The 16877-nt window shown below is 69.4% G+C and carries 30 protein-coding genes and 2 tRNA genes; 7 read left to right on the top strand and 25 right to left on the bottom strand.

Features of this window, described 5'->3' with window-relative positions:
* Positions 1-123: 123 nt before the first annotated feature.
* A complete protein-coding gene (locus tag IPJ61_RS20240; protein WP_297112138.1) occupies positions 124-333 on the bottom strand; it encodes a hypothetical protein in 210 nt (69 codons plus the stop codon).
* A 196-nt stretch (positions 334-529) separates the two neighbouring features.
* On the bottom strand, positions 530-919 hold the full coding sequence (locus IPJ61_RS20235; protein ID WP_297112136.1) for a hypothetical protein: 390 nt from the start codon (positions 917-919) through the stop codon (positions 530-532).
* A 111-nt stretch (positions 920-1030) separates the two neighbouring features.
* Between IPJ61_RS20235 and IPJ61_RS20230 the strand changes: the two genes are divergently transcribed.
* Both IPJ61_RS20230 and IPJ61_RS20225 read left to right on the top strand, forming a co-directional pair.
* Positions 1031-1104: transfer RNA gene (locus tag IPJ61_RS20230), tRNA-Met, on the top strand.
* Positions 1105-1107: 3 nt separating this feature from the next.
* Positions 1108-1428 (top strand): hypothetical protein, encoded by a 321-nt coding sequence (locus IPJ61_RS20225; protein WP_297112134.1) that lies wholly within the window; start codon positions 1108-1110, stop codon positions 1426-1428.
* Here IPJ61_RS20225 and IPJ61_RS20220 read toward each other — a convergent pair.
* From IPJ61_RS20220 to IPJ61_RS20145, 16 genes are all read right to left on the bottom strand, one after another.
* Positions 1397-1642 carry a hypothetical protein gene (locus IPJ61_RS20220; protein ID WP_297112132.1) on the bottom strand — a complete coding sequence of 82 codons (246 nt, stop codon included), beginning with the start codon at positions 1640-1642 and terminating at the stop codon, positions 1397-1399. The two genes, IPJ61_RS20225 and IPJ61_RS20220, sit on opposite strands and share 32 nt — an antisense overlap.
* 414 nt (positions 1643-2056) lie before the next feature.
* Positions 2057-2737, bottom strand: coding sequence for a hypothetical protein (locus IPJ61_RS20215; RefSeq protein WP_297112130.1), 681 nt, complete (start codon positions 2735-2737; stop codon positions 2057-2059).
* Positions 2738-3244 carry a hypothetical protein gene (locus IPJ61_RS20210; RefSeq protein WP_297112128.1) on the bottom strand — a complete coding sequence of 169 codons (507 nt, stop codon included), beginning with the start codon at positions 3242-3244 and terminating at the stop codon, positions 2738-2740. It abuts the gene before it with no gap.
* A gap of 4 nt (positions 3245-3248) precedes the next feature.
* Positions 3249-3464, bottom strand: a complete 216-nt coding sequence (locus IPJ61_RS20205; protein ID WP_297112127.1) for a hypothetical protein — start codon at positions 3462-3464, stop codon at positions 3249-3251.
* A gap of 1 nt (position 3465) precedes the next feature.
* Positions 3466-4410 (bottom strand): hypothetical protein, encoded by a 945-nt coding sequence (locus IPJ61_RS20200; protein ID WP_297112125.1) that lies wholly within the window; start codon positions 4408-4410, stop codon positions 3466-3468.
* Between the two features lie 262 nt (positions 4411-4672).
* Positions 4673-4882 carry a hypothetical protein gene (locus IPJ61_RS20195; protein ID WP_297112123.1) on the bottom strand — a complete coding sequence of 70 codons (210 nt, stop codon included), beginning with the start codon at positions 4880-4882 and terminating at the stop codon, positions 4673-4675.
* The gene (locus IPJ61_RS20190) at positions 4879-5298 is read right to left on the bottom strand and encodes a hypothetical protein (RefSeq protein WP_297112121.1); all 420 of its coding nucleotides are present in this window, start codon (positions 5296-5298) and stop codon (positions 4879-4881) included. The genes IPJ61_RS20195 and IPJ61_RS20190 overlap by 4 nt, the downstream gene beginning before the upstream one ends.
* A complete protein-coding gene (locus IPJ61_RS20185; RefSeq protein WP_297112119.1) occupies positions 5298-6077 on the bottom strand; it encodes a metallophosphoesterase family protein in 780 nt (259 codons plus the stop codon). The genes IPJ61_RS20190 and IPJ61_RS20185 overlap by 1 nt, the downstream gene beginning before the upstream one ends.
* Complete coding sequence (locus IPJ61_RS20180) at positions 6074-6556, bottom strand: hypothetical protein (RefSeq protein WP_297112117.1); 483 nt, start codon at positions 6554-6556, stop codon at positions 6074-6076. Before IPJ61_RS20180 ends, IPJ61_RS20185 begins: the two co-directional genes overlap by 4 nt.
* A 45-nt stretch (positions 6557-6601) precedes the next feature.
* Positions 6602-7015 carry a hypothetical protein gene (locus tag IPJ61_RS20175; protein WP_297112115.1) on the bottom strand — a complete coding sequence of 138 codons (414 nt, stop codon included), beginning with the start codon at positions 7013-7015 and terminating at the stop codon, positions 6602-6604.
* Positions 7016-7059: 44 nt separating this feature from the next.
* On the bottom strand, positions 7060-7206 hold the full coding sequence (locus IPJ61_RS20170) for a hypothetical protein (RefSeq protein ID WP_297112113.1): 147 nt from the start codon (positions 7204-7206) through the stop codon (positions 7060-7062).
* 31 nt (positions 7207-7237) lie between these two features.
* Complete coding sequence (locus tag IPJ61_RS20165) at positions 7238-7447, bottom strand: hypothetical protein (protein WP_297112111.1); 210 nt, start codon at positions 7445-7447, stop codon at positions 7238-7240.
* Positions 7447-7908, bottom strand: a complete 462-nt coding sequence (locus tag IPJ61_RS20160; protein ID WP_297112109.1) for a hypothetical protein — start codon at positions 7906-7908, stop codon at positions 7447-7449. Before IPJ61_RS20160 ends, IPJ61_RS20165 begins: the two co-directional genes overlap by 1 nt.
* Entirely contained in the window at positions 7905-8381 is a 477-nt protein-coding gene (locus IPJ61_RS20155; RefSeq protein WP_297112107.1) for a hypothetical protein, read from the bottom strand. Before IPJ61_RS20155 ends, IPJ61_RS20160 begins: the two co-directional genes overlap by 4 nt.
* Before the next feature lie 34 nt (positions 8382-8415).
* Positions 8416-8486 (bottom strand) — tRNA-Gln (locus IPJ61_RS20150).
* Between the two features lie 47 nt (positions 8487-8533).
* Entirely contained in the window at positions 8534-8860 is a 327-nt protein-coding gene (locus IPJ61_RS20145) for a hypothetical protein (RefSeq protein WP_297112105.1), read from the bottom strand.
* Positions 8861-8889: 29 nt separating this feature from the next.
* Between IPJ61_RS20145 and IPJ61_RS20140 the strand changes: the two genes are divergently transcribed.
* Positions 8890-9102 (top strand): hypothetical protein, encoded by a 213-nt coding sequence (locus tag IPJ61_RS20140; RefSeq protein ID WP_297112103.1) that lies wholly within the window; start codon positions 8890-8892, stop codon positions 9100-9102.
* Here IPJ61_RS20140 and IPJ61_RS20135 read toward each other — a convergent pair.
* Positions 9099-10823: an SGNH/GDSL hydrolase family protein gene (locus IPJ61_RS20135; protein WP_297112101.1), complete on the bottom strand. Its 1725-nt coding sequence runs from the start codon at positions 10821-10823 to the stop codon at positions 9099-9101. The genes IPJ61_RS20140 and IPJ61_RS20135 overlap by 4 nt on opposite strands.
* Positions 10824-10853: 30 nt before the next feature.
* Positions 10854-12290: a radical SAM protein gene (locus IPJ61_RS20130; protein ID WP_297112099.1), complete on the bottom strand. Its 1437-nt coding sequence runs from the start codon at positions 12288-12290 to the stop codon at positions 10854-10856.
* 175 nt (positions 12291-12465) lie between these two features.
* Here IPJ61_RS20130 and IPJ61_RS20125 point away from each other — a divergent pair, with 175 nt between their 5' ends.
* From IPJ61_RS20125 to thyX, 4 genes are read left to right on the top strand one after another with little or no spacing between them, the layout of a single operon-like run.
* The gene (locus IPJ61_RS20125; RefSeq protein WP_297112097.1) at positions 12466-12810 is read left to right on the top strand and encodes a hypothetical protein; all 345 of its coding nucleotides are present in this window, start codon (positions 12466-12468) and stop codon (positions 12808-12810) included.
* Positions 12807-13175: a hypothetical protein gene (locus tag IPJ61_RS20120; RefSeq protein ID WP_297112096.1), complete on the top strand. Its 369-nt coding sequence runs from the start codon at positions 12807-12809 to the stop codon at positions 13173-13175. The genes IPJ61_RS20125 and IPJ61_RS20120 overlap by 4 nt, the downstream gene beginning before the upstream one ends.
* Before the next feature lie 8 nt (positions 13176-13183).
* Positions 13184-13381: a hypothetical protein gene (locus tag IPJ61_RS20115; RefSeq protein ID WP_297112094.1), complete on the top strand. Its 198-nt coding sequence runs from the start codon at positions 13184-13186 to the stop codon at positions 13379-13381.
* A 34-nt stretch (positions 13382-13415) separates the two neighbouring features.
* A complete protein-coding gene (gene thyX / locus IPJ61_RS20110) occupies positions 13416-14099 on the top strand; it encodes an FAD-dependent thymidylate synthase (protein WP_297112092.1) in 684 nt (227 codons plus the stop codon).
* Here thyX and IPJ61_RS20105 read toward each other — a convergent pair.
* The 5 genes from IPJ61_RS20105 to IPJ61_RS20085 are packed head-to-tail and all read right to left on the bottom strand — an operon-like array spanning position 14096 to position 16875.
* Positions 14096-14281, bottom strand: a complete 186-nt coding sequence (locus IPJ61_RS20105; protein WP_297112090.1) for a hypothetical protein — start codon at positions 14279-14281, stop codon at positions 14096-14098. The two genes, thyX and IPJ61_RS20105, sit on opposite strands and share 4 nt — an antisense overlap.
* Positions 14282-14284: 3 nt before the next feature.
* A complete protein-coding gene (locus IPJ61_RS20100) occupies positions 14285-14590 on the bottom strand; it encodes a hypothetical protein (protein WP_297112088.1) in 306 nt (101 codons plus the stop codon).
* Between the two features lie 22 nt (positions 14591-14612).
* Positions 14613-15317, bottom strand: coding sequence for a hypothetical protein (locus IPJ61_RS20095; RefSeq protein WP_297112087.1), 705 nt, complete (start codon positions 15315-15317; stop codon positions 14613-14615).
* Positions 15314-16303, bottom strand: coding sequence for a hypothetical protein (locus tag IPJ61_RS20090; protein ID WP_297112085.1), 990 nt, complete (start codon positions 16301-16303; stop codon positions 15314-15316). Before IPJ61_RS20090 ends, IPJ61_RS20095 begins: the two co-directional genes overlap by 4 nt.
* Complete coding sequence (locus IPJ61_RS20085) at positions 16300-16875, bottom strand: hypothetical protein (protein WP_297112083.1); 576 nt, start codon at positions 16873-16875, stop codon at positions 16300-16302. The genes IPJ61_RS20090 and IPJ61_RS20085 overlap by 4 nt, the downstream gene beginning before the upstream one ends.
* Positions 16876-16877 lie beyond the last annotated feature (2 nt).

Raw genomic sequence — 16877 nt, 5'->3', positions numbered from 1 at the left:
CGTCGACTTCGGGGACGGCGCTTGCAACGACCTGCGCGGCGAACAACGCGGTGGTGTGCCCTGCGGCGAGGATGCGCTGACCTTCATCATCGCTCTCCACCACGAAGTAGCGGAACGTCACCGTCACGACCCGACGACCCGGCATGGCTGCCCAGGCACCACCGCGACCGTCCGACCGTCGATCTTGCCGTCCGCGAGTACGAACCGGACGCCGGTGACGTTGCCCTGACGAGCCCGGACGACGGCCGCGGTGCTGCGGCCCTTGGCCGGCGTCCCGTCGAGCGTCGGCTTGCTCGTCTGGATCGTGTCGTAGAGGACGACGTCTGGCGGCATCGGCCACATGACGGCGCCTGGGCGGCCTTCTCGGCGGTGGTGTTGTACTCCGCTCCATGCGCCCCATCGTACTACAGGCCGGGGTCAAGGTGCACGGGGTAGGCGGCCCGCGTTCCAAACCTCGAGCCCGCGGCGGCGCGGAGCCGGTAGAGTGCCCAGGCGATGCCACAGCACCAGACCGCGACCACGAGGCGCATCACGGCGGTGATCCCGCCTGCGCCACCTGGCGTAGCGCTTCGCGTGTGACCTCACCGAACGTCGAAAGCGCGGCCTCGACGGTCGGAGCGAAGTAGATGTCGGCCGTCCCACCGTACGCGTCGCAGCAGAACCCGCTCCCGGTCATGTCCTGCCACGTCGTCCACGCCGCGAACCGGCCATCCTTGAGCCTGACGACCACCGCGATGTCGCCCACGTCCTCCCACGCCCCGTCGCGGGTGAACGCGACGACGCGATCGACGTCATCGCGGCCGAAGTCAGACGCGTCGCAACCGCCGACGCTGATCAGGCTGCCGCACCACTCGGCGCGGTGCCACGGCGCGTCTGGAATCTTGTCGATGTCGATCAGCTGCTCGGTTTGCTTCGCCATACTCGACGCTGGTAGCATATGCGACAACCGATTTTCAAGTAGACCGACGGGGTGATGTACCACGGCCTGCGCCCGTTGACACACGCGCCGTCCCCGGCTACAACCATCCACAGCGGGGTAGAGCAGCCCGGTAGCTCGACGGCCTCATAAGCCGTAGGTCAGTGGTTCAAATCCACTCTCCGCTACGAATGGTTACGCAGCCTGCGCGCGTCGATGAATCCCCCGGACACCAGCGCACCGTCGAGGAGTGGTGGCGCTACCTGGCCTGTGAACTCGAGCCCGACGGCAGCGTCGGGATGTCGCTCGACGGCGGCGATCGCCTGCGCGTGACCCCGCTGATCATCACGCGCGGCGCACGGCGTGACCGCGACGGCCGGCTGGCCGAGCTGCGCCGCGGCGCCGAGGGCGCCTGGCCGTCTTCCTCAGCGCGGTGGCGCGGCGGGACGCGGCCGCGCTCGCCGAGCTGCGCGCGGCGGGCTAGCGGTCTCGGCCGGCGCGCCGATGCGTGATCGCCGAGTACGTCCAGTAGCCGCACTGCAGCGCGTTCAGGACGGTGGTCCACGGGTTGTGCAGCGCGCCGCCGGCGAGGCTTCCGCAGCCAAAACTGATGGCGAGCAGCGTGCGCCACAGGTTGCCGCGCCCGCGGGACCACAGCACGCTGCCGCACGCGCCCACGGCCAACCCAGCCTGCGCAATCACCAACACGGTAAACAATGCGGTCATGATTCTCCTTGTGCCGGTAGATCAGACGGTGCCTTGGCAAGGGCCGCGGCTACGGCGCGCGTCTGCATGATGACGTGCGCGAGGTTGCCACCGCAGGCCCCCCCCCCCCCCCCCCCCCCGGAGCTTCCCGGTGGCCGCCCCCGGCCGGGGCAGCCCCCCTGCGCGGCAGGCAGCGCCGTGGGTGCCCCCCCCCCCCGCCGCGCTGGGGCGCCCCCGCCGCCGGGGGCGCCCGGCCGGCCCTCCCCGCCTCGCCGCCCACGCCAGCGCGCGGCGCCGATCCCGACGCTCAGCGACGCGTCCCACCGGCCGTCGTTGGCGTCGCCAAACGGGTTCTTGTAGCGCATGAACCCGAGGTCGCGCCAGGCGCCGGCGGCATCCTGTTGGAGCACCGTCGCCTCGTTGCGCAGCCACGGCTCACAGTGCTCGAGGATGAGCTTGGCGGCGAGGATCTCCTCTCGGGCGGCACGTCGGACGCGTGGAAGTGCACGACGAAGCCGTCGTCGAGGTCGTAGCAGACCTTGCCGAGCCGGACCGCGGTCGGGGTGTGACGGTGCGCGAGCAGGCGCGGTGACCGGACTGGCCACCGATGACGGTGATCGCGCGGTGGGCCGCCCAGTCGGCGTGCTGGGTCGGCGTGAGGAACGTCAGCAGCACGTCGCGCGCCGGCGCGATCGATCCGGGCTCGCACTGCGGGCAACACGGCGTCGGCCGCGCCACCGACGCAGCAGCCGCGGCGGGGTCAGCGGCGGCCTTCTCGGCGAGCGCCTCCAGCTGCGCGGTCTCGGCCGTCTCGACGCGGCCATCCTTGAACGTGACCGCGGTCAACGTCCGCTTGGCGGGCTTGGTAGCCCGGACGAGCGCCGGGCCGGCCTTGGCGACCGGCGCCTTGAGCATGATGACGTGGGTCGTGATGGGACCTTCGGGCAGCGTCGCCGTCGTCCACTTGCGCTTGTGCGCGACAGCAAGAAACGCCGTCAGCAGGCCGCGTTCGTGCGCAGTCGGCTCGAGGATGACGAGCTGCGACGCCGCCGGGTCATCCGCCGCGGCGACGAGCCGGAAGTCGCCGTGCCAGCTCGGGCTGTACCAGGCACGCATCTAGGCGGCCTCCGACGGCGGCGCCGGTGCGGGCGCCGGCGTCGCGGGTGCCGCCGGGATGCCGATGCCATACTGCCAGAGCTTGGCTTCGATGCCTGCGGCGACGTCGGCGAGGCCGAGTTCGCGGGCCTCGGCGAGCGCGCCGAGCCACGTCGTCAGATCGCCGGGCACGACCGTGTTCGGGCCTGCGCCGACGACGCCCGTGCCGGCCGGCGTCGGTCGAAGCGCCGCGATCAGTTCCCGGAGCGCGCGCACGCCGAAGGTCTCGGCAGCCTGCACCACCGTCGTCGGCGTGCCCGGGCCCTGCAGCGACTCGACCGGGCCGCCGACGTCAGCGATCGTCTTGATGGCCTCACCGGTGGTGGTGGCCGCGGCCACGCACATGTCGCGCGCGGCGATCGCGAGGTCGTAGACACGCCGGGCGACGTTGACGTCAAAGGCCTTGCCGTCGGCTTCGAGCGTCAGCCGGATCTCGGCGCGGAGGGCTTCTGCGAGCTGGGGGGTCATTGGATCAATCCTCGTCCTCATCCGGGTTGGTGCCGATCGAAAAGTGCCATCCGCCGTCGTCGGTGCGGGCGACCACGCACACCCGCCCGAACAGCACCACGTCGGCTTCCTCGCCCGGCGCGAGCGTCCGAAACACCGCCCGGATCTCGAGCACGTCGACGATGATCCTGGCGAGGATGTACGACCCGCCGACGCAGATGATGATGGCGGCCCAGGGCACGCTACGCCGCCTCTGTCGGCGGATACACGGTGATCGCGCCAGTTACCTCGACCTCGACCTTGACATCGCGTGCGTGCAGGCGCGTCGCACAGATCAGCTGCAAGTCGCGCCCGTTCCGAGCTACGGTCCAGATGCTCGAGCGACAGCACATCAGCTCAACCGCCTCACCCGGACAAGCTGCGCCGATCCGGTAGTCCGTGTGCGCGTTCAGCGCGACGTGGTCGCGGGTCGCCGTGATAGTCTCAGCGTCGTACCGCACCCAGTTGCCGTGGTGCTGGCACTGCATGTAGAGCTTGCGACAGTCTGTCGTCAGGAACGCCGTGTACCTTGAAAAGCCGGCGGCGGCCCGGTCCGGAATACACCCCGGCCGGCACGCGATCAAGTCAGCTTTCTTCGGTAGGCCGTGTTCGGGCGGCGGGGGAATGACGCCGGAAGGGACCGCGCTGGGACACAGCACGTATCCCGGCGCCGGCGCAGCCAGAACCCGGATGATCTGCGGCACGATCTCACCACGCTGTGCGATGCCGTCGACCGCCACGATCACCCCGGACCGCAACTGGGGCTGTGGAATCACAGGATCACGGAAGATTCGGATCCGCACGCCCGTTCCGTCGCTGTTGGGGTCGAACACCTCGAAGTCGGTCACGTTGCCGCCCCCATCGGCGCGCGACGCGCCGACGACGCCGACGACGACGCAGCGTTCGCCTGTCAGCCGCCGAGCAGCGACGACCGTGTGGGTCGGCACGGCGACGTGTCCGTCGTCCTTGGGCACGGCCGCAGCGTCATCGACGTCGGCGTCAGGATCCGAGTCGTCGTCAGGGTCCTGATCGTCGGCGTCATCGGCAACGATCTCGTCAATCGCGGCGGCGACTTCAGCGACGATCTCGTCGACGGCACCAGCGATGAGGTTGCGGAGGAAGGTACGGTCGGAACGGTCGAAGCTCATGATGCGGCATCCCTCGTCAAGAAGTATCGCTCAACGTCGTCCGCAAGCCGCTGCGCTGCCTGGTCAGTCTGCGCCAGCGCCCACGCGCGGTCGGCCTCCGTCGCTGGCTCGTCGAGTCGGCCGACACAGCACACGAGCAAGGCGCCGCGAAGCCTACCGGGATGTCGGCACGGACGATGATGAACTGGGTCAGCGCGCTACGCGCCGCCTCAATGGCTCGAGTTGGTCACGAGCATCACTATGGATCCGCGACGCGCCCGCGTCAAGGCTGGCGCGCGTGATCGCCGTGTGTGGGGCACCAGTCGCCGCTCGCCCAGGCGGTACCGTTGGCCGCACGAACTGCGCCGTGGGTCCATCCCTCCGCTGCGGCGCGCCGCCGGACACCGCCGACGGTGTCTTCGTCGAGCGCCATAAACACCGCCGAGCACACGGCCAGGTTGCAGTGGAGGACGTAGGTCTTGCACGCCGTCATCGCCAGCCCCGCTTCGCCTTGCGTCGGTCGGCGGCCTTGCGGTTGGCACGTTGGATAATGTGGCGCCACGTCGGCGGTGCGTCGTCGGGGCCCGCCGGTGCTTGTGGCGCCTCGGCCTTGAGCGCCGCAGCAACGCCGTGCGGAGTCGCGAGTTCGGCGCCGCGCGAGCGGCGACGCGGCGCCGGACTCGACGCCAGCATCGCAGCTGCACCGACGGGGTCAACTAGCAACAGAGGTGGTCGACGGACGATCGCCGCGCGGACGACCTCGGACGCTAGCTGGGGCGGCGGCACGGAGACTACGAGGTCAGGCTCGAGCCAGACCGCAGTCACGCCGGCGTACTCGACCGCGCCCGTCGAGAGTCCGACCTCGGCGAGCGCAAGCGTCGGCACACGGATCCTGGGATGATCAGCCATCAGTCGTCTCCTCGGCGCCACAGGCGCCACAGCCCGGCGTGACCGTCGCGGTCAAGCCCGATCGTCGTCATGCGTCCGGCGCGCGTCTGGTACGCCCGGTGCCAGTGCCCGTGGACGTGGACCTGCGGTCGCAGCGCCTGGATCGCCTCGGCGATGTACGCACGGTTGTCAGCCGCCGCGAGGCGGTGCCCGACCGCGACGCCGACGTCGCTGACGCCCGGCGGCAACACCGCCGCGTCGTGCGTCACGAGTACATGTGCTGCGCCATGGCGCTCAGCCGCACGGACGTCGGCCGCCGTGACCGCCTCCTCGGGCCACCACGACCGGCCGGGCACGCGGGCGGCCTTGTCGATGCTGACCGCACCGCCGAGGAACACGAACCGCGTCCCGTCGGCGTCGACGTACAGCGACCCGCGCGGTTGGTAGGTCAGGTTCGGCGCGACGTTGTCGTCGCCAGGCGGGTACGCACGCAAGAGCGGGTGGACGTCGTGGTTGCCGTCGACGTAGCGCATGGACACGCCGGCCGCGACGAGCAACGCGCTCAGGTTGTCGGTCTGATCGATTAGCCGCGGTGAGGCCAACCGATGCGCCACCTGCGCGCCAAAGTCGTCCGGATCGATGTCTGGGTCGTCCGGGATCGTCCGCGTCGACGATCCCCAGAGGAAGCCCCAGTCGCCGACCTGGATGATCGTCGCACCGTACTGCGCCGCCTCGGCGATCGCGAGGTCCGCGGAGGCCATGTTGCCGTGCAGGTCGCCGACGAACAGGTAGGGGATCACGGTAGGTCCACGGGCGTCGCCCAAGCGATCTCGCTCAGCTTGTTGAACCGCGGCTCGGGCTTGTCGATGAGTGTCACGGTGCGGATCGATGGTGGCGTGCCATCGACGACCCGTGCCAGGCCCGGCGGTACGCTCGTCCGGAGGGTTTGTGCGAGCGCGTCGCCCCACCGGGACGTATCCGCATCATCGATGTACTGCAAGAACTCGTCGACGCGCGACTTGAACGTGTCAAAGGTTGCGGCGCCTGCGGCGATGTCGAAGATCGTCCGTTGGTAGTACGCCCGGAACGCGTGGAATGCAGCGGCTTGGTCAGCCCGCCCGCCGATTAGACCCGGCCGCACGCCGACGACCCACACGCGCGTGGCGTCGGGCAGCCTGCGCATCAAGCCGCGACCGCCGCCCTCGACGTGCGCGAAGAAACCGTTGCCGGCGACGATGTCGCTGAACTGAAACAGGAACGGCGCGTCGAGGTTCAACACAGCCGTAGCATATGCGACAATTCGATCGGAAAGTCAACCCAGCCGTCACGCCAGGTCGAGATCGTCCTCGTCGATCCACAGTCGACCCTCGAGCGCTTCGGGCCAACTCGCCGGCGGCGCCTCGAAGTGGACGAGCAGCCGTCGGATGGGCGGGGCCGCGGGTGCGATGCCACCCGGCTTGGTGACCGACTCGTCGCGCTGCGCGACGACCTGGCCGGTCAACCCGACGGCATCGCGGTAGATCGCGCCCGGCGCGCCGCTCCGGACGGTGACGCGCGCGCCGACGGCGATCGTCTCCCGGAGCGGGACGCCCCGGAGCGCCGTTACCAGCTGCGCCACATCAGGGCGCAGCTCGCGACGCATGTCGACCCCGTGCCCGCCCCGGTTGCGCGCGGTCCGGATCGCTTGGGCGACCGCCGCGAGCCGTTCTTCGATGCCGTTGAACCAAGCGTAGGACATTGCGGTTCGGCAACGTACCACGCCGCCCTGACACCGTGCGCGGGCTACCGACGCTTCCGGCGCCGGCTGCGACCCAGCTGCTTGGGGGTGTAGGCGTAGGAGGCGCGGGCGCCGCGGCCCTTGGGGGCCTTCTTGCAGCGACGACGACCGATGGGACGCTTGAGCTTGCCGAAACGACAGGAGATGGGCATGTGTCGAGCCTACCGGGGGCCGTGGCCGGGGTCAAGGCCGGGCCGATCGGTGCACGACGACGGTTCCGCCGTAGGTCAAGGCCCACCGCGTCGCGGTGGCCGCGTCAGCCCAGCCCGTGATCCGGCGGCCGTTGACCACTACAGCCCACAACGCGCCGTGGACCCGGTTGGGGCGGCGCCGGCCGAGCGACGCCGCCGGGGCGAGGTCGACGCGGAGAATCGTCGGGTGCTGGCGCCGCATCACGCCTCGCGCCCGTCGAGCAGCGCCTCCGTGTCTGCCGCGACCTTGATCAGCGTATGCAGACACAACATGAACGGCTTAGGCCCCGCCGCCTCGAGCCGGAACGGTCGCCCGTGTGGGACGTGGATCGGGACGGTCAGCAGCCACCCACCCGCGAGCCGCGCGCCAGCCAACACGGTCGACCGTTGGTCGACTGCGATCGTCAGGATGACGCCGGCCGTCGTGCAATCAGCGCCCGTGATGATCAGCTCGGTCGGCGCCCGCAAGCAGTCTGGCCGGTTCGCATCGAACAGCCGCGCGTCGAGGTCGCGCAGGCTGGCGCGGTGCTCAATCCCCGGACCGCCGCGGCGCGGCACCGCCGCCGAGGTCAGCACGATCGCGCGATCACGAAAGTCGGCCGCCCAGACGTGCGTACCGTCGACGAGCACGAACGACGTCGGCCCCAGCTCACGGACGCTCATGGGGCGCCTCCGGTGGCCTTGCGGGCCTTGAGTGCCGCCGCGACGGCGGCGACGCAGTCAGGGCACAGCAGCGCATCGGCGTACCGTGCCCAACCCTTTACCGGGTACTGGTCGCGCTCGTCCCGGATGTCTTCTGCGTCTGCGAACACGACCCGGTTGCCGTCATGGTTCTCGAGGATGAACCACAACGCGTCGTCGTCGGCGGGCGCCGGCGCGCGTGCTTGACAGCCATCGCAGCGTGGGCGACCGACGCCAACAGTCGCCGTCAGCTCGACGGTCGCGGTGATCATCATCGTCGGATAATTGCGCGTGGCCGACGGCGGATGCGTCGTCTGCGCGAGCGCCAGGATGCGAACGTGCGTGCCCGCGCCACAGACGAGCCCGGAGGTTTTGATACCATAGCCCCCGACCGTGAACTCCGGCTCGTACTTCGTGAACTGCGGCGACGTCAACGCAGGCCCAGGCTCAGTCATGGCTGGTAGCTACCACACGGGGCTGACAACGTAGCTCGGGGAGGAGGAGTCGAACCTCCATGAGCAGCTCCAAAGGCTGCTGTCCTGCCATTAGACGATCCCCGAATGGCTATGGCGTTACGCTAGCATTTGAACCGGAAGCCTACCACACCTCAGCCCTCGTCCGGAATCGCCACCTCACCCAGCTCGACAGCAGCAATGTTCCACAGGATCAGGTGGTCTCGCTGCCGGCTACCGGCCTGGCGCCGGGGCACGATGAACCCGTCGAAGCCCACGGCGTGCATCGCCGCGACGTAGGCGGCGTCGTCGTGCCGGAACAGGTCGTGGTAGAGTTGGATCGCCGCGTCCGCCTTCGTCGATGCGCCCACGTAGTTCCGGAGGATTGCGTCCGAGGTCGTCCGGTCGCGGTCCCAGTGATAGTCACGCCAGTCGGTGACGCGGTTGCCGCCGTGGTACCAGATGGTGCGGGTGTTGATCATGTCGTCGGGGCGTATGGTAGATTTGGGACATGTCCAAGTCAAAGACCAAGCCAAATCCGCGTACGTACCGGCTGACGTTCGGTGGCACGCGGGCCGCGAAGTACGCTGCGACGCTCACGGCGGCCCGCAAGGACGCGCGCTACTGGGTCGACTTCGGGCAGATGAAGGTCTGCATCCACAAGCGGCTCCCGAGCGGCAGCTACCGGCAGGTCCAGTGCGTCAAGCGGCCCCACGCCGCCTAACGCTGACTCCGCAGGTGGACCGCGACCACGTCGTACGCCGACGCCGGTGCCTGGTCCTCGAGCGCCACCACGAGCGTCGGCCGGATCACGTCGCTGGCGGGGCCCAGGGCGTCGAACCACGTGGCTTGCCAGCCACGCTGCTTCGTCGAGCGGTGCGCGAGCACGGTCTTCGTCGGGTCCATGTTGTTCCGCAGCTCGACGCCGTCGATGTCGGCCTCGTCGGTGACGCGCCACTCCGCGACCTCCATGTCGTCGTCGACGTCGAGCCACGGCTGCGAGATCACCTTGGTCACGCCGTCGAGGCCGGGCGTCTGTGCCCGCAGCCGCGCGATCAGCGGATCGGCGACCTTCGCTGGGATGCTGTCACCGCGTTCGGCCGCGAGTGCCCAGACGAGGTCTTGTGCGCGTCGCTTCGTCACGGGGCGTCGTTCGTTGGCGACGTCCAGGGCCTCCTTGACCAGCTCGTGGCCACGCTTGAGCGCGAAGCCGGCGTCGACGAGCACGAGCCCGCGACCGCTGACGTGGACGAAGCTGTCGGGCTTGCGCTCGGGCGCCGTGAAGCCGTAAGGCCGCATCACCTTGCCGATCCGGTCAGCCATGTCCCACGCATCGCTGTCGCTCGGCATGTTCCGCCGTGCGTACTTGCCGCGCTCGCCCTTCGGGCGGACGCACTCACGCACGATGACGTCGTTGGTCGCGTCGTACGCGTAGAACTTCGCGACGTGCTGCTTGATCGTCGGGATCTGCCCGGCCTTCTTGAGGAAGGCGGCTTCGTCGGCAAGCGTCGACGCGTCAGGGCCACGCCACCGCCCGACCTTGTACGCCCGCCCGGCGCTGTCGCAAAAGACGACGCCCTCGCCGCCCATGCCGACGTACTCGAGCGGACCGTCGGCGCCGGCGCGCTCGGCACGGGCTGCCGCCGCGACGACCTCGTCACGGTACTTCGCCGGCACCTCGTCGGCGTCGACCGTCACGGCGCCGAGGCTACGCCGCCGGCGCTTGACCAGCACCGCGCCGCCGATCGTGGCCGCCGCCAGGGCAGCGCCGACAGCAGCCCACCACGGCGATGGCGTCGACGCCACGACCGCAGCGCCGCCTGCGGCGACACGCCCCGGCCGCGCAAGCACAGCCTGGGCGAGCCGCGCCGCGACCTTGCTTGCGCCGCTGCTGGCGAAGTGGATGCCATCGCCGGCGCGCCCCTGGACGGTCGTGATGACGTCAGCCGACAACGGGCGGGCGTCGATCACGTTATCCGCACCGAAGACCCGTGCCAGCGTCTGGTAGACCGTCACGGCCTTGGCGTTCAGGTCTGCGCGGGCGAAGGCCGGTGGCCCGATCGCCACGACCTCGGCGCCGTAGCCTGCGAAGGCGTCGCGCAACCGCTGGAAGGCCGCGGCGTCGGCGGCCGCGCCCATGCCCAGGTCGTTCGTCCCGAGCATGATGATCACGAGGTCTGGCCGCGCGCCGGCCTCGGCGGCAACGACCGCCGCCCCGTTCTCACCGTTGTTGCCCTTCCACAGGTTGATGGCGCTCCGGCTGACGCGCCCGTTGACGCGGACCGCGGCCGCGCCGGCCGTCAGGAGGTAGCTCGCCAGCAGGTCGCCGGGCGTCCCCGTCCGGTTCGCCAGCGGCAACGCCGGGACGCCATCGGGGGCGGTCCGGGCACCCCGGTGGGTCAGGCTGTCTCCGAAGACGAGGATGCGGCGGCCGCGCGGGTCCATGCTTCGGAGGCTATCACAGCGGGCGCGGTGTCAGACAGCGAACCCCTGGTAGGCTGCCGTGAACGTCGTAGCGTCGACGAACTCAACACCCGGGTGGTCCTCGTACGAAGACGGATGGACGCGCCCAGTGACCGCATCGACGTAGGCGCTGAACTGCCCGTCCTTGCGCGTCAGGCACCACTCCGGTACGCCCTCGTCGATCAGCCGGTCGTAGAACTTGTCGGCGAGGACCGTATCGACGGCGACCTTGAAGCTGCTCCACCGGCCCTGATCTGCCAGGACGTATTTGACGTCGTCGATCCAGCCGTCGGGCCGTGGGTTGCGCTGCAGCGACTTAGCATGCATGGCACCACGGCCGGTGTACTTGTACCCGAGCAGCGTGAGTGGGATCTGCGCTGCCGCGCACGCCGTGATGACGCCTTGTGTCCGAAATGCCTCCATCCCGACGATGTGCTGGACCGTCAGCTTTTCTCGCGCTGCCCCCGTGACGTGCGCTGCGAGCTGCCGGACGTCGTCTCCCCGACCGACCGAGACGGCAAAACCGCCACACTTCTCGATGACGGCGGCACCGACTGTCGAGCTGACGTAGGGAACGTTCTTGGTCGTGAAGTTCGGGACGACGTGGGCCATGGCGGCGGCGTCGACGATCTCGGCGAACTTGGGGTGGAGCGTCGGCTCGCCACCGCCAATCGCCACCTCGAAGACGCGCAGGTCGCCGAGCATCCGTAGCGTATGCTGAACCTGTGCGTAGTCCGCGTGACGGCCCGTCCGCGTTGAATCCTGGTAGCACATCGGGCAGTCGAACGGGCAGTAGTCGGTGATCTTGAGGTCGACCAAGTCCGGCGCCGCGGCCTTGGTTGGCGTCGCCGCTTGTGTCGTCAGGTCAAGCGACAGCCGGATCCGGCCGCCCGTCGCGCGGTAGTACAGCGTCCAGTAGCCGGACGGATCGCGCCGCGCGACGGGGCGGCTGTCGGGTCGCCCCGGGCCCTCGGTCGGTAGCTTTGCGCTGATCCGCGGTCCGGCGCCGAGCAACGGGTGGCCGGCGTACTCGCCCGTGATGTTGTCGTTGCCCCCGATCACGACGACGCCGTCTCGCCGTAGCATTGCGGCTAGCTCGGTGAGGAATGCCAAGTCAGGACCACGCCCGTCCCACGCCATCGGCAAGACCCACGCCGACTGGTGGTCGACGTACCCGTCTGCCGCGACCGGCGCACCGACGATCTGCGACGCGAGCCGTGCCGCGAGCGTCTCGCCGACGCTGTCCCGCAAGCTCAACATGATCTGCGCGCCGAGGTACGCCATCTTGGCGTCGGGTGATGCGAGCGTGAAGTCCGACCACCCGTAGGTGCTGTCGCCGTCGACGCCGTCGAGGTCGTCGGCCGGGACCGTGTCGGGCGCGAAGAACAGCAGCGAGTGTGACGAGGACGAGTTGGTCGAGAAGCCGGCCTTGATGTTGTGGATGCGCACGACCCGTCTGTTAGCACGTCGCTGGGTGTAGTTGCAAACGCGAATCGTGCTACCATGCGAACGATGGACAGGTCTCGGTGGTACATCGGCGTCGTGCTCATCGTCTTCACGGGAATCCTGTGGCTCGACGATCGCCAGGCCGCGCGCTGTCAGGGTGGCGACGTATGCTCCGCACATGGCGATCGACCCGACACCGCTCCTCCGTATCAACACGCTCGACCTGCTGATGATCTGGGGCGACCTCGTGGCTGCCTACTACGGGCGCAACGGCTACGGCACCGACACCGCTGAGATCTACGCGTTCCGGTGCGCCGATCCGGGCGCAGCCGTCAGGATGCGTAGCGATGCTACGCAGCTTGCCGACGAGGGCGCCTTGGCCGCCGCGCAGGGCCTCCACGCCGTGCTCGGGCTGTTCATCCAGCAGTACCGCGCGAAGGTCAAGGTCGACGGCAAGCTGTACGGTGACTGGGTCGCGGCGCGGCCCCTGACCCACCGAACCGAAGTCCAGGTGTGCCCGTGATCGCCGTCTGCACGACGTGTGATCGGATCGAGGTGATGACGACGTGCGCGTGTGGTGGCGTCGTCGTCCAGCTGCCGGGCTGGGTCCGACACAACGCCGAGCACTATGCGCTCGGGTCACCCGCTGGCTGCTGGACAGACCCGTGCGTAGGGCTCGGCGACATCGCCAAGACCGACAACGACGCGTGGGAGATCAGCGTCTACGGCGGCTGGCAATGGGCGCCGTACCGGACAGCCGGGGCGGCATTCCAGGCCGTCATGGCGATGCTGGCGACGCTAACCAAATACGCCGACGACGCGCTCGTCGCGTTCCTCGTCGAGAACGGCCGGACGGACGAACGCCGTGACGAGGCGGCTCCACGCTGAAGGGAACCATGCTGCAGGCCAAGTACACGTACGAACAGTTGATCGAGAAGATCGCGCTTGCCCGTGCGGCGCTGAAGCGCGTGCCCACCCGCGCGCACAGCGTGGCGTGTCCTATCGAAGACCCGGAGAGCTATGCGCCATGCAACTGTGGCGCGAGCGCCGCGACAGACCCGATCCGCGACGCGGTAGCCCTGCTCACGCTCTGACCTCGTGTCAGGGGTCGCACGTATCATCACCCCGATGACCCCCACCGAGATCCCCGTCTTGAACCACGGCTACGTCGCGCTCGTCGACGTCATGGGCGACGACCAGACCGCGGCGCGCTGCGCTCGGACGTCGTACCGCAACGCCGGCGCGGCGCGCTCCGTCGAGGACGACGCCAAGCTCACGCGCTACCTCGTCACCCACAAGCACACGACGCCGCTCGAGTTCTGTCAGCTCCGATTCTACATGAAGATGCCGATCTTCGTCGCGCGCCAGCTCGTCCGTCACCGGACGGCGTCGATCAACGAGCTGTCGCTGCGGTACGTCACGGCGACTGACGAGTTCTACATCCCCGACGTCGAGCGCTGCCAGCGCCAGTCGACGACGAACAAGCAGGGCTCGGCCGACGCGATCGTCGACAACCCCGCGGCCGTCCGGGCGATCATCCAGGGTGCCGGCCACGACGCCTTCATGAACTACGAGCGGCTGCTCACCGAGGGCCTCGCCAAGGAGCTAGCGCGGACGGTGCTGCCGCTCGGGACGTACACCGAGTGGTACTGGCAGACCGACCTCCACAACTTCCTGCACATGTGCAAGCTCCGCCTGGATCCGCACGCGCAGTACGAGATCCGCGTCTACGCCAAGGCGATGCTCGACCTGGCCCGGCCGCACTTCCCGACGGCGATCGCCGCCTGGGAAGGTGCGCTGCAGCCGGCCTAACGGCCGCCGACGTCTTCGGCGCTGACCGAGTCAGGGTCGACGCGGGACTCGCCGGCGTCGACGTCTGGGTCTGCGGCCGCGACATCGTCGTCGACGACCTCGGGCGGCAGCGCCAACCCGAGGTGGGCCGCGCGACGGCGGAGGCGGTGGAGGCGTTCAGCACGAAACGTCGAGCGCGTCATCGGTTAGCTCCGGGTAGGCCAGCGCCAGGTGTTGGTGGCGGGCGACGCGCCACCGTCGTACGGGATCGCCGTCAACGGCTGCGACACGGACGCGGCGCCCGCCGTGTGGTCGAAGATCGTCAGGAAGACGTCGTAGTCTGCCTCGTCAGTCGACGCCGCCGCCGGGCGTGTCCAGACGAGCGTATGCTGACCGCGCGCCACGGCGACGGTGAAGTCGGCGACGCGCGTCAGGACGACGCGGCTGATGACCGCGGCGCGTTCGCCGCTGGCCGCGACGTAGATGACGGCTTGATCAAGCTGAGGCTTCATCGCACGATAGTACGCCAGTCCGTCAGGCGGGCCAGACCTGCGCGACGAATGCCGGCACGGCGGTCCCCGAGAGCGTGAAGGCGGTCGCGACGCCGACGTTCGTGCTGGGGCGGAACGACGCGCCGTTCTGGAGGATCGTGCCGCCCTGCGTCTGGTCGCCGATCTGCGACGCCCAGAGGCCGATGTTCGTCACGGTCGCGGACTGCGCGATGATGAGCCAGAGGTCATCGCCGGCGACCAGCGGCGTCGTCAGCGGGATCGCGACGCTCTTGGCGCCCAGCGAGTTGAACACGGCGGCGACGTTCGCGTACCCGACGACGGTCAGGTTCGTGCCCGCGCCGTTCACGGGCGTGCCCTTCGCGATCGCGACCTCAGCCCAGGTGAGGCCCGCGCCGGCGGTCGTCACCTGGAAGCGCACCGTGACCTGCGTGATCGCCTGTCCAGCCTTGCCGAAATAGTTGGCGTACGCCTCGGTGTTGATCAGCGTCTTGAACGAGCTGGTCGAGGTCGTGAAGGTCGGGATCGGGTAGCGCGGGTAGACGGGCGGTGCGACCGATGGCGACGAGACCTGCGTCACCGTGCCGTCACCCGCCATGGCGAAGAACTGCGCGACACCCGAGACCGACTTCGCGTAGATCTGCGCCTGACCCGAGGCGACGCCGGGGTCCGCGGCGCGCGCGATCAGCTTGCCCAGCTTCGAGCCGGCACGACGAAGGATCGCGCTCATGGCAGCCAGTCCAGCCCCTGGTAGAACCGGATGTAGTCGATGTCGAACATCGTCGCGCCGCCCGCGCCGTTGTTGCACCGGAACCAGATCGCGACCGCGTTGATCCCGGCGAGGCCCGCGTTCGTGTAGGTACCCATGTAGAGCCGACCACCGTCGTCGATGATCCAGGCTGCGTAGTCGGTCGAGTTGAGCTTCTGGAGCGCCAAGTACCCCGAGTAGAACGCGTAGTCGCTGCGGTTCGTCGTCGTCGCGTTCTGCCGCGTGCCCTCCGAGTTCGTCGCGATCGTCGCGCCGTTCCGGCCCCAGAACAGCGGCTTGATGACGCTCGCGACGGCACCCTCCTGCGTGTTGTTGAGGTTGACCGTCGCGTGCTTGGCGAAGGAGAACCCGGCGCCGGTGTCCTCGAAGAACGAGAGCCCGATGTCGCTGTCGGCCGCGGCGGGGGCGGTCGCGTTCTTCCAGCTGAACCGGAACCGGCACCACGCGAGCAACGCCGCCGGCGTCGAGCCGCCGAACGCGGCGCTGTCGATCCGCTTCCAAATGCCCCCCAGGCCCGCGGCCGGCTGCGTCCGCAGCCACGTGTTCTGCGCCAACGCCGCGACGCTGGCGTTGTCGGGGTCCTTGAGGTTCTCCCATGACGCCCGGTTCGTGGTGACCGGGTTGACGTAGGGCGCCGGCCGCGTCGTGAAGTCGAGCGCGGTGAAGCCGGTCTGGCCCCACGCCGCGGCAAGCGTGTTCGTATTGAATTCATCGTCAGCCGCGTGCGGCGTGATCCGCGGCCCCCACAGCTCGTTGATGGTCACGGCCGACGACGTCGGCGACGAGAGCTGCGTGACCGTCCCGTCACCCGCCATCGCGAAGAACTGGGCGACGCCTGAGACCGTCTTCGCGTAGATCTGCGCACGCCCAGCCACGACCGCGGGGTCTGCGGCACGGGCGATCAGCTTGCCCAACTTCGAGCCGGCGCGGCGGAGGATCGCGCTCATGCCTCGTCCTGCACTTGGAGGTATGCCTCCACGTCGGTGGTGATGGGCGCGAACGCGCCCGTCGTGGTGATCGCGATGTCCAAGAGATCGCCCGCGGCGTAGGCGTCGACGCCGGGCGCCTGCGTCACCTGCGTGCCCGTGCCGACGACGCTGGTCGCCGCGAGCGTGCCGGGCGTGCCGTTGATCCGGACCGTCAGCGTCACCGAGCCCGCGGTGATCGCCTCCGAAAACCGCGTGACGAGCCCGACGATCGAGCCTGCGCGCGGCGCACGCCAGGTCGCAAAGAGCTGCGAGACGTTGGTCTCGAGCTGCACGTTCGTCTGTGACGCCGCGACATCCGGCTGAGCCCACATCTCGTTGGGCGTGTACCGACCGCCGCCCAGCGCAGCCCAGTCGGTGTCGGCGGCACCGAACTTGACGTAGACGACGCCCGCGACGTTGTCCAGCGCGAGCGAGCCCAGGTCCGCGGCGAGGCCGCCGCCCGTGTTCGGCGCGGTCGCGACGCGGTAGAGGTCGGCGCCGTTGGTCTTGGACCCAAGGCGCAGATGGCCGCTGCTTGCGTAGGCCGTCACGC

Origin of the sequence: Tessaracoccus sp., assembly GCF_016714275.1 — a bacterium.
Taxonomy (GTDB): Bacteria; Actinomycetota; Actinomycetes; order Propionibacteriales; family Propionibacteriaceae; genus Arachnia.
The sequence above is the reverse complement of the archived record's forward strand: the minus strand, read 5'-3'. Positions and strand labels throughout refer to the sequence as shown.

Bases quoted from the DNA above. Each gene is read 5' to 3' on its own strand.
- thyX (WP_297112092.1), top strand. From the start codon at position 13,416: ATGACCCCCACCGAGATCCCCGTCTTGAACCACGGCTACGTCGCGCTC.
- IPJ61_RS20095 (WP_297112087.1), bottom strand. From the start codon at position 15,317: ATGAGCGCGATCCTTCGTCGTGCCGGCTCGAAGCTGGGCAAGCTGATC.
- IPJ61_RS20140 (WP_297112103.1), top strand. From the start codon at position 8,890: ATGTCCAAGTCAAAGACCAAGCCAAATCCGCGTACGTACCGGCTGACG.
- IPJ61_RS20135 (WP_297112101.1), bottom strand. From the start codon at position 10,823: ATGGACCCGCGCGGCCGCCGCATCCTCGTCTTCGGAGACAGCCTGACC.
- IPJ61_RS20220 (WP_297112132.1), bottom strand. From the start codon at position 1,642: ATGACCGCATTGTTTACCGTGTTGGTGATTGCGCAGGCTGGGTTGGCC.
- IPJ61_RS20195 (WP_297112123.1), bottom strand. From the start codon at position 4,882: ATGACGGCGTGCAAGACCTACGTCCTCCACTGCAACCTGGCCGTGTGC.
- IPJ61_RS20240 (WP_297112138.1), bottom strand. From the start codon at position 333: ATGCCGCCAGACGTCGTCCTCTACGACACGATCCAGACGAGCAAGCCG.
- IPJ61_RS20225 (WP_297112134.1), top strand. From the start codon at position 1,108: ATGGTTACGCAGCCTGCGCGCGTCGATGAATCCCCCGGACACCAGCGC.
- IPJ61_RS20235 (WP_297112136.1), bottom strand. From the start codon at position 919: ATGGCGAAGCAAACCGAGCAGCTGATCGACATCGACAAGATTCCAGAC.
- IPJ61_RS20090 (WP_297112085.1), bottom strand. From the start codon at position 16,303: ATGAGCGCGATCCTCCGCCGCGCCGGCTCGAAGTTGGGCAAGCTGATC.
- IPJ61_RS20125 (WP_297112097.1), top strand. From the start codon at position 12,466: ATGGCGATCGACCCGACACCGCTCCTCCGTATCAACACGCTCGACCTG.
- IPJ61_RS20100 (WP_297112088.1), bottom strand. From the start codon at position 14,590: ATGAAGCCTCAGCTTGATCAAGCCGTCATCTACGTCGCGGCCAGCGGC.
- IPJ61_RS20175 (WP_297112115.1), bottom strand. From the start codon at position 7,015: ATGTCCTACGCTTGGTTCAACGGCATCGAAGAACGGCTCGCGGCGGTC.
- IPJ61_RS20215 (WP_297112130.1), bottom strand. From the start codon at position 2,737: ATGCGTGCCTGGTACAGCCCGAGCTGGCACGGCGACTTCCGGCTCGTC.
- IPJ61_RS20155 (WP_297112107.1), bottom strand. From the start codon at position 8,381: ATGACTGAGCCTGGGCCTGCGTTGACGTCGCCGCAGTTCACGAAGTAC.
- IPJ61_RS20160 (WP_297112109.1), bottom strand. From the start codon at position 7,908: ATGAGCGTCCGTGAGCTGGGGCCGACGTCGTTCGTGCTCGTCGACGGT.
- IPJ61_RS20170 (WP_297112113.1), bottom strand. From the start codon at position 7,206: ATGCCCATCTCCTGTCGTTTCGGCAAGCTCAAGCGTCCCATCGGTCGT.
- IPJ61_RS20200 (WP_297112125.1), bottom strand. From the start codon at position 4,410: ATGAGCTTCGACCGTTCCGACCGTACCTTCCTCCGCAACCTCATCGCT.
- IPJ61_RS20105 (WP_297112090.1), bottom strand. From the start codon at position 14,281: ATGACGCGCTCGACGTTTCGTGCTGAACGCCTCCACCGCCTCCGCCGT.
- IPJ61_RS20190 (WP_297112121.1), bottom strand. From the start codon at position 5,298: ATGGCTGATCATCCCAGGATCCGTGTGCCGACGCTTGCGCTCGCCGAG.
- IPJ61_RS20165 (WP_297112111.1), bottom strand. From the start codon at position 7,447: ATGCGGCGCCAGCACCCGACGATTCTCCGCGTCGACCTCGCCCCGGCG.
- IPJ61_RS20115 (WP_297112094.1), top strand. From the start codon at position 13,184: ATGCTGCAGGCCAAGTACACGTACGAACAGTTGATCGAGAAGATCGCG.
- IPJ61_RS20145 (WP_297112105.1), bottom strand. From the start codon at position 8,860: ATGATCAACACCCGCACCATCTGGTACCACGGCGGCAACCGCGTCACC.
- IPJ61_RS20210 (WP_297112128.1), bottom strand. From the start codon at position 3,244: ATGACCCCCCAGCTCGCAGAAGCCCTCCGCGCCGAGATCCGGCTGACG.